At 70.8% G+C, this 11834-nt stretch carries 16 protein-coding genes and 1 tRNA gene; 11 read left to right on the plus strand and 6 right to left on the minus strand.

Annotated elements, in window-relative coordinates; all coding sequences use genetic code 11:
* Nucleotides 1–18: 18 nt before the first annotated feature.
* Together pheT and VM685_RS04935 are read left to right on the plus strand one after the other, a co-directional pair.
* Nucleotides 19–2442: a phenylalanine--tRNA ligase subunit beta gene (gene pheT, locus VM685_RS04930; RefSeq protein ID WP_325459009.1), complete on the plus strand. Its 2424-nt coding sequence runs from the start codon at nt 19–21 to the stop codon at nt 2440–2442.
* A gap of 56 nt (nt 2443–2498) precedes the next feature.
* A complete protein-coding gene (locus tag VM685_RS04935) occupies nt 2499–3041 on the plus strand; it encodes a hypothetical protein (RefSeq protein ID WP_325459010.1) in 543 nt (180 codons plus the stop codon).
* Here VM685_RS04935 and VM685_RS04940 read toward each other — a convergent pair.
* Nucleotides 3038–3715: a DUF1134 domain-containing protein gene (locus VM685_RS04940; RefSeq protein WP_325459011.1), complete on the minus strand. Its 678-nt coding sequence runs from the start codon at nt 3713–3715 to the stop codon at nt 3038–3040. The genes VM685_RS04935 and VM685_RS04940 overlap by 4 nt on opposite strands.
* A 148-nt stretch (nt 3716–3863) precedes the next feature.
* On the opposite strand from VM685_RS04940, the gene lepA reads away from it, so the two are divergent.
* A complete protein-coding gene (gene lepA, locus VM685_RS04945) occupies nt 3864–5672 on the plus strand; it encodes a translation elongation factor 4 (RefSeq protein ID WP_325459082.1) in 1809 nt (602 codons plus the stop codon).
* Nucleotides 5673–5691: 19 nt separating this feature from the next.
* Here the strand turns inward: lepA and VM685_RS04950 are convergent, their stop codons facing one another.
* Entirely contained in the window at nt 5692–5901 is a 210-nt protein-coding gene (locus VM685_RS04950; RefSeq protein WP_325459012.1) for a hypothetical protein, read from the minus strand.
* Nucleotides 5902–5988: 87 nt separating this feature from the next.
* Nucleotides 5989–6369, minus strand: coding sequence for a DUF2784 domain-containing protein (locus VM685_RS04955; protein WP_325459013.1), 381 nt, complete (start codon nt 6367–6369; stop codon nt 5989–5991).
* 34 nt (nt 6370–6403) lie between these two features.
* On the opposite strand from VM685_RS04955, the gene VM685_RS04960 reads away from it, so the two are divergent.
* The 7 genes from VM685_RS04960 (at nt 6404) to VM685_RS04990 (ending at nt 10232) form a co-directional block, all read left to right on the plus strand.
* The gene (locus VM685_RS04960; RefSeq protein ID WP_325459014.1) at nt 6404–6862 is read left to right on the plus strand and encodes a DUF5615 family PIN-like protein; all 459 of its coding nucleotides are present in this window, start codon (nt 6404–6406) and stop codon (nt 6860–6862) included.
* Nucleotides 6863–6915: 53 nt separating this feature from the next.
* Nucleotides 6916–7053 (plus strand): entericidin A/B family lipoprotein, encoded by a 138-nt coding sequence (locus tag VM685_RS04965; protein WP_325459015.1) that lies wholly within the window; start codon nt 6916–6918, stop codon nt 7051–7053.
* A 62-nt stretch (nt 7054–7115) separates the two neighbouring features.
* Nucleotides 7116–7340 carry a hypothetical protein gene (locus VM685_RS04970; protein WP_325459016.1) on the plus strand — a complete coding sequence of 75 codons (225 nt, stop codon included), beginning with the start codon at nt 7116–7118 and terminating at the stop codon, nt 7338–7340.
* 102 nt (nt 7341–7442) lie between these two features.
* Nucleotides 7443–7838, plus strand: coding sequence for a DUF983 domain-containing protein (locus VM685_RS04975; protein WP_325459017.1), 396 nt, complete (start codon nt 7443–7445; stop codon nt 7836–7838).
* Nucleotides 7839–7928: 90 nt separating this feature from the next.
* Entirely contained in the window at nt 7929–8087 is a 159-nt protein-coding gene (locus VM685_RS04980) for a DUF3309 family protein (RefSeq protein WP_325459018.1), read from the plus strand.
* A gap of 65 nt (nt 8088–8152) precedes the next feature.
* Complete coding sequence (locus VM685_RS04985; RefSeq protein WP_325459019.1) at nt 8153–9487, plus strand: MFS transporter; 1335 nt, start codon at nt 8153–8155, stop codon at nt 9485–9487.
* Between the two features lie 4 nt (nt 9488–9491).
* On the plus strand, nt 9492–10232 hold the full coding sequence (locus VM685_RS04990) for a DUF599 domain-containing protein (protein WP_325459020.1): 741 nt from the start codon (nt 9492–9494) through the stop codon (nt 10230–10232).
* Here VM685_RS04990 and VM685_RS04995 read toward each other — a convergent pair.
* The 3 genes from VM685_RS04995 to msrA are packed head-to-tail and all read right to left on the minus strand — an operon-like array spanning nt 10225 to nt 11570.
* Nucleotides 10225–10566, minus strand: coding sequence for an MmcQ/YjbR family DNA-binding protein (locus VM685_RS04995; RefSeq protein ID WP_325459021.1), 342 nt, complete (start codon nt 10564–10566; stop codon nt 10225–10227). The two genes, VM685_RS04990 and VM685_RS04995, sit on opposite strands and share 8 nt — an antisense overlap.
* Nucleotides 10563–10901, minus strand: a complete 339-nt coding sequence (locus VM685_RS05000; RefSeq protein WP_325459022.1) for an MmcQ/YjbR family DNA-binding protein — start codon at nt 10899–10901, stop codon at nt 10563–10565. Before VM685_RS05000 ends, VM685_RS04995 begins: the two co-directional genes overlap by 4 nt.
* A gap of 18 nt (nt 10902–10919) precedes the next feature.
* Complete coding sequence (gene msrA, locus VM685_RS05005) at nt 10920–11570, minus strand: peptide-methionine (S)-S-oxide reductase MsrA (protein WP_325459023.1); 651 nt, start codon at nt 11568–11570, stop codon at nt 10920–10922.
* A 159-nt stretch (nt 11571–11729) separates the two neighbouring features.
* Here msrA and VM685_RS05010 point away from each other — a divergent pair.
* Nucleotides 11730–11819, plus strand: a tRNA-Ser gene (locus VM685_RS05010).
* Nucleotides 11820–11834: the final 15 nt, after the last annotated feature.

Consider the following 11834-nt stretch of genomic DNA (forward strand, 5'->3'; position numbering starts at 1 on the left):
CGTCGAGAGGATAGCGAGATGAAGTTCACCCTCTCCTGGCTCAAGGAGCACCTGGACACGACCGCCACCGTCGAGGAGGTGGTGGAGGCCATGACCATGGCCGGCCTCGAGGTCGAGGGCGTCGAGAACCCGGCCGCCAAGCTCGCCAAGTTCACGGTCGCCAAGATCGTCGAGGCCGTGCAGCACCCCAACGCCGACAAGCTGCGGGTCTGCCAGGTGGACACCAAGGACGGCCGGCTGGAGATCGTCTGCGGCGCGCCGAACGCGCGCGCGGGCCTGACCACCATCTACGCCCCGATCGGCGCCTATGTGCCGGGCTCCGGCGTCACCCTCGAGGCGCGGCCGGTGCGCGGCGTGGTCTCCAACGGCATGCTCTGCTCGGCGAAGGAGCTGGAGGTGGCCGAGGAGTCCGACGGCATCGTCGAGCTGCCGGACGCCCTGCCGGTCGGCGCGTCGGCGACCGAGGCCTTCGGCCTGGAGGCGGTGATCGACTTCGAGGTGACGCCGAACCGGCCCGACTGGCTGGGCGTGCGCGGCATCGCCCGCGACCTCGCCGCCGCGGGCCTGGGCACGCTGAAGCCCGACCCGACGGAGCCGGTGGCCGGCAAGTTCCCGTGCCCGATCGAAATCCGGGTGGACGGCGACGCCTGCCCGGTGTTCGCCGGCCGCCTTATCCGGGGCGTGAAGAACGGGCCCTCCCCCGCCTGGCTGCAGCAGCGTCTGGCGAGCGTGGGCCTGCGCCCGATCAACGCGCTGGTGGACGTCACCAACTACATCTCCTACGACCGCGCCCGGCCGCTGCACGTCTACGACCGCGCCCTGCTGGTCGGCGAGACGATCGAGGCCCGCCTGGGTCGCGGGCCGTCCGAGCCCTCCGGCGAGGACCAGCCCACGCCGCACGCCCACAAGGACGAGCAGCTCATCGCCCTGGACGGCAAGACCTACGACCTGACTCCCGAGATGTGCGTCATCGCCGACGCCGACGGCCAGCGGCCGGTGGGCCTCGGCGGCATGATGGGCGGGGAGAGCACCGGCTGCTCCGAGGCCACCGTCGACGTCTTCGTGGAGTGCGCCTGGTTCGATCCGATCCGCACGGCCCAGACCGGCCGGACCACCGGCATCACCTCCGACGCCCAGTACCGCTTCGCGCGCGGCGTGGACCCGGAGAGCGTGGTCCCGGGCCTGGAGCTCGCGACCCGCATGATCCTGGACCTCTGCGGCGGCGAAGCGTCGGAGATCCGGGTCGCCGGCCAGGCGCCCGCCCCGCCGGTGGCCTTCGACTTCGACCGGGCCTATGTGAAGAAGCTGTCCGGCCTCGACCTGCCGCGTGCTCGGACCGACGAGATCCTGGAGAAGCTGGGCTTCCAGCTGTCGGGCGACACCGTCCAGCCGCCGTCCTGGCGGCGCGACGTGGAGGGCAAGGCCGACCTCGTGGAGGAGGTCGCCCGGATCGCCGGCTACGACAACCTGCCCACCGACCCGCTGCCGGAGATCGCCGCCCCGACCGGCGGCGCACTGACCGTGCGCCAGACCCGCATGCGCAACGCCCGCCGGGCGCTGGCCGCGCGCGGCTATTCCGAGGCGCTGACCTGGAGCTTCATGCGCACGGAGTGGGCGCAGATGTTCGGCGGCGGCCAGCCGGAGCTGGTGCTGGCCAACCCGATCGCCTCGGACCTGGCCTGCATGCGCCCCTCGGTGCTGCCGAACCTGATCGAGGCCGCCGCCCGCAACGCCCGCAAGGGCTTCGCCGACGCGGCTCTGTTCGAGGTGGGCCCGAACTTCCGCGGCGACCGGTCGGAGGACCAGTGGACGGCGGTGGCCGCCCTCGTGGCGCCGCGTCCGCCCCGCCGGTGGGACGGCGCCAAGGCCGATCCGCTGTTCGCCCTGAAGGCCGACCTGATGTTCCTGCTGGAGGAGCTGGGCGCGCCGGCGCTGCAGACTGTGCAGGGGAGCAACTCGCCCTGGTGGCATCCCGGCCGCTCGGCGCGCCTGCAGCTTGGCCCGAAGAACGTGGTCGCCGAGTTCGGCGAGCTGCATCCGCGCATCCTGAAGGCGCTCGACGCCGACGGTCCGATGCTGGCGTTCGAGCTGAACCTCGAGGCCATCCCGGAGGGCAAGAGGAAGGCGATCAAGACGAAGCCGGCGCTGGACCTCTCGGCGCTGATGCCGCTGCGGCGGGACTTCGCCTTCGTGGTGGCGGAGGCGACGCCGGCCGGGGACCTGATCCGCCCGATCCTGGGCGCGGACAAGGCGCTGATCGCCGACGCCCGCGTCTTCGACGTGTACCAGGGCAAGGGCGTGCCGGAGGGGACCAAGTCGGTGGCCGTGGAGGTGGTGGTCCAGCCGCGCGAGAAGACCCTCACCGACGCCGAGATCGAGGCCCTGTCGGCCAAGATCGTGGCCGCGGCGGAGAAGGCCGTGGGCGCGAAGCTCAGGAGCTAGGGCCTGCGGCCGCGAGGCGGCTTTTCGGGCCGTCGCCGAGGCCTCACCCTCGGCCCATGACCGATTCCCCCGCCCGCGCCTGCGGCGGCTGCGACGCCTGCTGCACGGTGATGGCGGTGCGGGAGCTCGACAAGCCGACCTGGACGGCCTGCCGCCACCGGCCGGCGGATCGGCCGGGCTGTTCGATCTGGGGCGCGCATCCGGCGTCGTGCCGGACCTTCCATTGCCTCTGGCGCCAGGACCCGGCGGTGCTGCCGGACCGGTTCTTCCCGCCCGATTGCGGCTTCCTGCTGAGCGTGGGCGACCTCGACCGCTGGCCGGTGGCGGTCCAGGTCTGCGCCCTGCCCGGCCGGCGGCACGCCTGGAACACGCTGGAGAACCGCCAGGTGTTCGCCGGGCTCGCCGCCGCCTGGAACTGCGTGGTGACGATCACCGCCGAGGACGGCCGCGCCACCCACGCCTTTTCGCCCCGCGGCCGGGTCTATTCGCGCACGCTCAACCCCGAGGTCTTCCCGCAGGACGGCGCGACCATCGCCGTGCCGGACGCCGACTACGGCCCCGACCGGCGTCCCGCCCGCCTGCGGCTTGCGCCCTCCTAGAACGGCAGGATGTGGCGCTTCTTGGAGTAGCTGAGGTAGCCCACGTTGGCGCCCAGCCGCACGCCGACGCCGGCGCGGATCGGGGCCAGGGTCACGCCCGCGGCCTTCTGATAGTTCACGCCCAGGCCGCCCACGAAATAGGCCGAGCCCTCGACGCCCGGGAACCGCTGGAACAGGGTCTCGGGGTTCTCCAGGTCGTAGCACAGGGTGAAGACGCGGCTGGCGTTGCCGCCGAAGTCCCAGCCGGCCGAGGGGCCCTGCCAGTAGACCTCCACGGGCTCGCGGCCCTTCATGTAGAGCAGGCCGCGGCCGTAGCGGGCGCCGAACACCAGGGCGCCGGAGCCCTCCTCGCCCGCGATGTAGGCGGTAGGCCGGCCGTTCCTGGCGAACACCTTCTCCACGGCGGCGCCGGCGGTCTCGGCCGTGACGCCCATGAAGTCCGAGACGTTCTGGACCATCTCGTCGCGCGTGTAGGTCTCCACCTGGCCCGGCGGCTGGGCCGGATAGCTGGGGGTCGAGTTCGGCGGCGGCGGGGCCTCGGGCCGCGGCGCGGCGGTCTCGTCGACGGCGCGGGCCGGCGGCAGGTCGCGGATTTCGGTCGAGGGCTGGGCGCGCGCCACGGCGGCGGTCCCGAGCGTCACCAGCCCGGCTGTGATGAGGGTGCGGCGATCCATGGGCGCGTCTTCTCCTTGAGGTAGTCCAAACTAGCTCCCGCCCAGGGCCAGTGAATGAACATCGCAGTTTAACGCTGGATTAACCACGCACGCCGTGACGCGACGCCGCGTCCCTCGCGAAGCGCGCGATATGTGCTAGAGGGCGCGCCTGATGAGCACTCCCCTCGACAAGATCCGCAACTTTTCCATCGTGGCGCACATCGACCACGGCAAGTCGACGCTGTCCGACCGGCTGATCCAGGAGACCGGCGCGCTGACCGCCCGCGAGATGTCCGAGCAGGTGCTCGACAACATGGACATCGAGCGCGAGCGGGGGATCACCATCAAGGCCCAGACCGTGCGCCTGCACTACAAGGCCGACGACGGCGAGACCTATGTCCTGAACCTGATGGACACCCCCGGCCACGTGGACTTCGCCTACGAGGTCTCGCGCAGCCTGGCCGCCTGCGAGGGCTCGATCCTGGTGGTGGACGCCAGCCAGGGCGTCGAGGCCCAGACGCTGGCCAACGTCTATCAGGCGATCGACAACAACCACGAGATCGTGCCGGTCCTGAACAAGGTCGACCTGCCGGCCGCCGAGCCCGAGCGGGTGCGCCAGCAGATCGAGGACGTCATCGGCCTCGACGCTTCCGACGCCGTTCTGGCCTCGGCAAAGACGGGCCTGGGCATCCACGAGGTGCTGGAGGCGGTCGTGAAGCGCCTGCCCGCCCCGAAGGGTGACCCCGCCGCGCCGCTGAAGGCCCTGCTGGTGGACGCCTGGTACGACCCGTACCTGGGCGTCGTGGTGCTGGTGCGGGTGATCGACGGGACGCTGCGTTCGGGCCAGCGCATTCGCATGATGCAGACCGGCTCGACCCACCTGGTCGACCGGATCGGCTACTTCCGGCCCAAGCGCACCGAGGTGGAGGAGCTGGGCCCCGGCGAGATCGGCTTCATCACCGCCCAGATCAAGGAAGTCGCCCACGCCGCGGTCGGCGACACCATCACCGACGAGCGCAAGCCCGCGGACCAGCCCCTGCCGGGCTTCCGCGAGGTCCAGCCGGTGGTGTTCTGCGGCCTGTTCCCGGTGGACGCCGCCGACTTCGAGGACCTGCGCGCCGCGATCGGCCGCCTGCGCCTGAACGACGCCTCCTTCACCTACGAGATGGAGACCAGCGCGGCCCTCGGCTTCGGCTTCCGCTGCGGCTTCCTGGGCCTGCTGCACCTGGAGATCATCCAGGAGCGGCTGTCGCGCGAGTTCGACCTCGACCTGATCGCGACGGCGCCCAGCGTCGTCTACAGGATCAAGATGACCGACGGCTCGGAGATCGAGCTGCACAATCCGGCGGACCTGCCGGACCCGGTGAAGATCGAGAGCATCTCCGAGCCCTGGATCAAGGCCACCATCTTCACCCCGGACGAGTATCTCGGCTCGATCATCAAGCTCTGCCAGGACCGCCGGGGCGAGCAGCGCGAGCTGTCCTACGTCGGCGCGCGGGCCATGCTGGTCTACGACCTGCCGCTGAACGAGGTGGTGTTCGACTTCTACGACCGGCTGAAGTCGATCTCGAAGGGCTACGCCTCCTTCGACTACACGATCGAGGAGTACCGCGAGGGCGACCTCGTGAAGATGTCGATCCTGGTCAACGCCGAGCCCGTCGACGCGCTCTCCATGCTCGTCCACCGCAACCGCGCCGAGCAGCGCGGCCGCGGCATGGTCGAGAAGATGAAGGAGCTGATCCCGCCGCACATGTTCCAGATCCCGATCCAGGCGGCGATCGGCGGCCGGATCATCGCGCGCGAGACCGTGCGGGCGCTGCGCAAGGACGTGACGGCCAAGTGCTACGGCGGCGACGCCAGCCGCAAGCGCAAGCTCCTCGACAAGCAGAAGGAGGGCAAGAAGCGCATGCGCCAGTTCGGCAAGGTGGAGATCCCGCAGGAAGCCTTCATCGCCGCGCTGAAGATGGACGCGGACTAGGGCCAGCGCCCCCGCGTGGCTAGATCTGGTTGAACTCGCCGCAGCGGCACTTCACGACGAGGTCGGCCAGCGCCTCGCGGTCCTGGGCGGTGAAGATGATGTCGTCGCAGGCGCCGCAGACGAAGCGCGCGCCCTGGCTCTGCACCGAGGATTCCAGCGCCTCCACAACGGTCCGGCGGCCGACGAACAGGCCGGGGAAGGTGCGCATCGGGACGGCAAGCATGGACACTGACACTCCAGGAACTCGGGGCGGGCTATAGCCCAGCCGCTTCGCACCTGCAAAACTCTTCGGTGAAGAGTTTGTTGCAGCGCAGCGTTATGCGAGTTTCGCCCGGCCCGGCGGCACGCGGCGCCACAGGACGAGCACCAGGGCGAACAGCGCCAGATAGAGCGCCGTGAAGACCCACATCGGCAGCGGCCAGTAGATCAGGCCGTTCACGAGCCGCATGATCAGCGGGGGCTCCGCTCCGCCGCCGGTGAGGTCGTCCTGCCAGATGGTCAGGAAGCAGGCGCGGCCCAGCGCCGCCTGGATCGCCACCACCACCCAGGACGCCAGGTGCAGCGCCCGCCACCAGCGGATCCTCACCCAGCCCCAGCCCAGCCGCGCGCCCAGCGGGATGGCCACGAGGCCCAGGACGTTGAAGGCGATCACCAGGAGGTGGACCGCGAGCACGAGCTGGCCGAGGATCGGGGACATGCGGCCAGCCTAGGCCCTTCTGCGTTGAATCCGCATGCGGTTCCTGTGCGACGAGATGCTGGTGCGCCTGGCCCGCCTGCTCCGGGCGGCGGGGTACGACACCTATCTGGCGAGCGGCGGGGAGAAGGACTCGGCCCTGCTGCACATCGCCCGGGAGGAGGGCCGCATCCTGCTCACCCGCGACAAGCGGCTGGCCGAGGCCGCCCTGCCCGAATCGGTGCTGATCGAAGGCCGCGGCGTCGAGGCGGAGGCCGAGAGCCTGACCCGCAACGTGGTGCTGGACTGGGACTTCGCCCCCTTCACCCGCTGCGTCATGGACAACGCCCGGCTGCGGCAGGCCACCCTGGACGAGATCGACCGCATGCCCGCCCAGGCCCAGGCCCTGCGCGGCCCCTTCCGCGCCTGCCCGGCCTGCGGGCGCCTCTACTGGCCGGGCAGCCATGTGCGGCGCATGTCGGCCCGCCTGTCGGGGCTTTCCGCACCGGAGGCTTGACGGGCGCGGCCGCACATCCGAAATGGCGGCCCGTGAAGACGGGTGGGAACCACATGCGCAAACTGATCGTGCTGGGCGCCGCGCTTTCGGCGCTCTGGGTGTCCGGGTGCAACACGCTGTCCGGCCTCGGCCGCGACCTCTCCGCCGCCGGCGACGCGGTGAGCAGCACCGCCGAGGACGCCAAGCGCTGATGTGAGGGAACGGCCCGGGTGCGGGCGCCGTTCGACCGGGACCAACCCCAAAGGAGGTCCCCATGAGCACGTCCAAGCATCCCGCGCCCGGCGAGGCCACGCCCCCGCGCGACGACCTTCAGGACGATCCCGGCATCGGCGCCTCCCGTGGGACGACCATCGCGGGCGAGGATCCGCACATCCTGCGCGGCGACGAGGCCGAGAACACCGAGGAAGGCGATGTGGGCAACGACGCCGACGCCACCGGCGCGCCGACGCCCCTCGAGCAGCACCGCACCAACAGGTAGCCGCGGCGGGGCGGCCGAGGCCGCCCCAAAACGGGTCCGAAGCGTGCGGCATGACGCCGTTCGCCCTTCCTAAACCGCGGCCGGCGGGCCATATGGCGGCGCATGGCTGAAATCCTGCACCCGCTCGGCCGCTCGGTCTCCCGCGGCCTCCAGCACCACTGTCCCGCGTGCGGGAAGGGCAAGCTGTTCCGCAAGTACCTGAAGGTCTCCGAGCGCTGCGAGGCCTGCGGCCACGAGCTGGCGCGCTATCCGGCGGACGACGGTCCGGCCTATCTCACCATCCTGCTGGTCGGCCACCTGATCGTGGCGCCCATGCTGTTCTTCCCGATCGTCTGGGAGAGCTCGGCCTACTACTCCGTGCCGATCATCCTGGGCTCGCTGGGCCTGATCACCCTGCTGGCCCTGCCGCGCATCAAGGGCGGCTGGATCGGCATGATGTACGCGCTCGGCATGCGCGACACCGAGGCCCGCTTCCACACGGCCGACGCCGCCGACTGACGGGCGCGCCGGGCGCTCTCCGGAACCGCAGCTTGACCACAGCCGTTTGCGCGGCGGGTGGGGAGACACGGCTCAAGGAGAGACGGCGCAATGTCGCTTGGCACCATCCTCATCATCATCCTGATCCTGCTCCTGATCGGCGCCCTGCCGAGCTGGGGCTATTCGCGCGGCTGGGGCTATTTCCCCTCGGGCGGGCTCGGCCTGGTGCTGGTGATCATCATCATCCTCGTCCTGATGGGACGGTTGTAGCGATCGCCTCTTAGCCTCGGCGCTCCAATCGCCTAGCATCCTCCCCAGCAAACGGGGGAGGATGCATGACGGCGGCTGAAACGGGGGTCGACACCCAGGCGCCGGCGGCGGCGACGCAGGCGGGACTGACGCCGTTCCAGCGCGCCAAGGCCATCGTCGGCGGCTCCGCGGGCAACCTCGTGGAGTGGTACGACTGGTTCGCCTACTCCTCCTTCGCCCTCTACTTCGCGCCGCACTTCTTCCCGGCCGGCGACACCACCGCCCAGCTCCTGCAGACTGCGGCCATCTTCGCCGTGGGCTTCTTCGCCCGGCCGCTGGGCGCCTGGCTGATGGGGCTCTACGCCGACCGCCGCGGGCGGCGCGAGGCGCTGGCGGTCAGCGTGGCCATGATGTGCGCCGGGGCGCTGGCCATCGCGCTCCTGCCCGACGCGCGCCAGATCGGCGAATGGGCGGCCGTGGGCCTGCTGCTCGCGCGCATCCTGCAGGGCCTGTCGGTGGGCGGCGAGTACGGCGCCAGCGCCACCTACATCTCCGAGATGGCCAGCCGCGCCCGCCGCGGCTTCTGGGCCAGCTTCCAGTACGTGACCCTGATCGCCGGCCAGCTCCTGGCGCTCGCCGTTCTGATCCTGCTGCAGACCCTCATGGATCCGGCCGACCTCGCCGACTGGGGCTGGCGCATCCCGTTCTTCATCGGCGGCGCCCTGGCCGTCGTGGTGTTCTGGATCCGGCGGGGGATGGACGAGAGCGCGTCCTACCTGGCCGCCAAGGCGGAGGGCGCCGAGCGCGCGCGCACCATGATGCTGTTCGCCCGCTACCCGCGCGAGAGCGGCATCATCTTCGTGCTGACGGCCGGCGGCTCCTTGGCCTTCTACGCCTACACGACCTACATGCAGAAGTTCCTGGTCAACACGGCGGGCTTCACCAAGGGCGCGGCCACCTCGATCACCGCGGTGGCGCTGATCGTCTACATGTTCGCCCAGCCGCTGTTCGGCTGGCTGTCGGACCGGCTGGGACGCAAGACCACCATCGCCATGGCCTTCGGCGGCGGACTGGTGGCCACCTATCCGGTGATGACCGCGCTCTCCGGCGCCACCTCGGCGACCCTGGCGACCGGGCTGGTGATCCTGCTGCTGCTGATCCTCTCGGGCTACACGGCGGTGAGCGGCCTGGTGAAGGCCGAGCTGTTCCCCGCCCATGTGCGCGCCCTGGGCGTCGCCCTGCCCTATGCGGTCGCGAACGCCCTGTTCGGGGGCACGGCGGAGTATCTGGCGCTGTGGTTCAAGGGCATCGGCGCGGAGAGCGGCTTCTACGTCTATGTGTCGGCGATCATGGGCGTGGCCATGGTGGTGGCGCTGCGCCTGCGCGACACCAACCGCCACAGCCTGATCCGGGAGGACTGACGGCGTGAGCGCCCTCGACCTGGCGGCCCTTGGCCTGTTCGTCGTCTGCTGGCTGGCCTACCAGCCGCTGCTGCGCCTGCTCGCGCGCCAGCGCGGCGGGGTGATCAACACCGACCTGATGGCCATCCGGGCCGCCTGGATGCGCAACATGGTGGCGCGCGAGAACCGGTTCATGGACGGCCAGCTGCTGGGCCACGCCCTGAACTCGGCCTCGTTCTTCGCCTCGTCCAACCTGATCCTGATCGCCGCCACAGCCGGGGCGCTGTTCGGGGGCGAGAACACCTTCCGCAGCGTCTCGGCGCTCGAGGTGATCCGCACCTCCTCGCGCTTCCTGTTCGAGTTCCAGCTGGCCCTGGTGCTGGTCAGCCTGGCCCGGGGCCTGCTCGACTTCATCTGGTCGATCCGCCAGATGAACTACTGCATCGCCACCGTGGGCGCCGTGCCCGAGGGCCTGACGCCGGAGGAGGCCAAGGTGTTCGGCGACGTGGCGGCCCGGCTGCTCAACCCGGCGCTCTCCTCGTTCAACTCGGGCGTCCGCGGCTACTACTTCGCGCTCTCGGCGGGCGCCTGGCTGTTCGGCCCCTACGCCTTCATGGCCGCGACGATCGGCTCGATGGGGCTGCTGTTCTGGCGCCAGCGCCGCTCGCCGGCCGCGCGCGCCATCGCCGATCTGCGCCGGCTGGTGGAGAGCCGCCCGCCCGCGCCGCCCGCCCAGGGCGACGGCGGCGGGGACCCGATCAGCTGAGCCCCAGTTCCACGCGCGCCTTGCGGGTCAGCTTGCCGGCGATCAGCGAGTGGGCGGTGGCGAGCCAGCCCTGGGCGTCGTCCGGGGCCATGTCGGCATAGTCCACGTTCACCCACTGCCCCTTGGCGCAGTAGGGCGCCTGGCGGCCGGGGCCGCCCTCCTCGGTGAGCACGACGAAGCCGATCTCGCTCACCTTGAACGAGACGCCGTCGTCGCCGCAGATGGCGAACACCTTGCCGCCGACCTTGTAGACGTCCGAACCGCCCCACTGGACGACCATGGTCACGGCCGGCAGGGCCATGGCCACGGCGCCGATCTCGTCGCGGGTGATCATGCGAGGCCGAGCTCCTGGCGAACCTTGCGGGTGAGCCCTGCGGCGGCAAGGCGGTGGGAGTTCTCGATCCAGCCGGCGGCGTCGGCGGCGTCGGCCTCTGCGAGCGGCAGGTTAACCCAGCCGCCGGGGACGAACCCCGGGGCCGGCCGGCCCGGACCGTCATCGATGAGCACGGCGTAGAGGATCTGCGAGGCGCGGAACGTCAGGCCGTCGCGCTCACCGCAACTTGCGAACACCCTGCCGCGCACCTTGTAGACGTCGAGCCGGTCCCAGAGCGTGACCTTGGCGGCGCCGGGGAGCGCCGTGGCCACCGCCTCGACCTCCGCCCGCGTCATGGGCCACCGCCCCCGCCGTCAGGCCTGGACGCCGACGCCGATCGGGCAGGTCACGCCCGTGCCGCCGATGCCGCAGTAGCCGTGCGGATTCTTCGCCAGATACTGCTGGTGGTAGTCCTCGGCGAAATAGAACGGGCCGGCCGGGACGATCTCCGTGGTGATGGCGCCGTAGCCCTGCTTGCCCAGCGCCTGCTGGTAGGCCTCCCGCGAGGCCTCGGCCGCCTGGGCCTGGGCGTCGCTGGTGGGATAGACGCCCGAGCGGTACTGGGTGCCGATGTCGTTGCCCTGGCGCATCCCCTGGGTCGGGTCGTGGTTCTCCCAGAAGGTCTTCAGCAGGTCCTCGTAGGTGACGACCTTGGGGTCGTAGACCACCAGCACCGCCTCGGTATGGCCCGTGCGGCCGGAGCAGACCTCCTCGTAGCTCGGGTTGGGCGTCACGCCGTTCACATAGCCCGCGGCGGTCACGTAGACGCCGGGCAGGTTCCAGAACACCCGCTCCACGCCCCAGAAGCAGCCCATGGCGAACACCGCCGTCTCCAGCCCCTCGGGATAGGGACCCTTCAGCGGCCGGCCGTTGACGAAGTGGGTCTCGGCGGTGGGGATCGGGTGCGCGCGGCCCGGCAGCGCGGTCTCCTGGGTCGGCAGCTCGAGGGTCTTCTTGAACAGCATGGCGGGCTCCTTCGCGGGGCTTCCCAAGATAGGTCTTCCGGGCCCGCGATGCACCTCCCGCGGCCACTTCGACGCCCGCGCCACGCGCCGCTTGCCCCGGGAGGCATCCTGACTATATTGCGCGCCTCCCGAGGGGAGCCCGCTCCCCCTGTGGCGCGTGGTGAGGTGGCCGAGTGGTTGAAGGCGCACGCCTGGAACGCGTGTATAGGTGAAAGCCTATCGAGGGTTCGAATCCCTCTCTCACCGCCACCGCCCCAGTTCCCT

The sequence above is a fragment of the Phenylobacterium sp. genome, assembly GCF_035539035.1.
Classification (GTDB): Bacteria; Pseudomonadota; Alphaproteobacteria; order Caulobacterales; family Caulobacteraceae; genus Phenylobacterium.

Bases quoted from the DNA above. Each gene is read 5' to 3' on its own strand.
- VM685_RS04965 (WP_325459015.1), top strand. From the start codon at position 6,916: ATGCGCAAACTGATCGTGCTGGGCGCCGCGCTTTCGGCGCTCTGGGTG.
- pheT (WP_325459009.1), top strand. From the start codon at position 19: ATGAAGTTCACCCTCTCCTGGCTCAAGGAGCACCTGGACACGACCGCC.
- VM685_RS04955 (WP_325459013.1), bottom strand. From the start codon at position 6,369: ATGTCCCCGATCCTCGGCCAGCTCGTGCTCGCGGTCCACCTCCTGGTG.
- VM685_RS05000 (WP_325459022.1), bottom strand. From the start codon at position 10,901: ATGACGCGGGCGGAGGTCGAGGCGGTGGCCACGGCGCTCCCCGGCGCC.
- VM685_RS04980 (WP_325459018.1), top strand. From the start codon at position 7,929: ATGTCGCTTGGCACCATCCTCATCATCATCCTGATCCTGCTCCTGATC.
- VM685_RS04940 (WP_325459011.1), bottom strand. From the start codon at position 3,715: ATGGATCGCCGCACCCTCATCACAGCCGGGCTGGTGACGCTCGGGACC.
- VM685_RS04970 (WP_325459016.1), top strand. From the start codon at position 7,116: ATGAGCACGTCCAAGCATCCCGCGCCCGGCGAGGCCACGCCCCCGCGC.
- VM685_RS04935 (WP_325459010.1), top strand. From the start codon at position 2,499: ATGACCGATTCCCCCGCCCGCGCCTGCGGCGGCTGCGACGCCTGCTGC.
- VM685_RS04975 (WP_325459017.1), top strand. From the start codon at position 7,443: ATGGCTGAAATCCTGCACCCGCTCGGCCGCTCGGTCTCCCGCGGCCTC.
- VM685_RS04995 (WP_325459021.1), bottom strand. From the start codon at position 10,566: ATGATCACCCGCGACGAGATCGGCGCCGTGGCCATGGCCCTGCCGGCC.
- msrA (WP_325459023.1), bottom strand. From the start codon at position 11,570: ATGCTGTTCAAGAAGACCCTCGAGCTGCCGACCCAGGAGACCGCGCTG.
- VM685_RS04985 (WP_325459019.1), top strand. From the start codon at position 8,153: ATGACGGCGGCTGAAACGGGGGTCGACACCCAGGCGCCGGCGGCGGCG.
- VM685_RS04960 (WP_325459014.1), top strand. From the start codon at position 6,404: ATGCGGTTCCTGTGCGACGAGATGCTGGTGCGCCTGGCCCGCCTGCTC.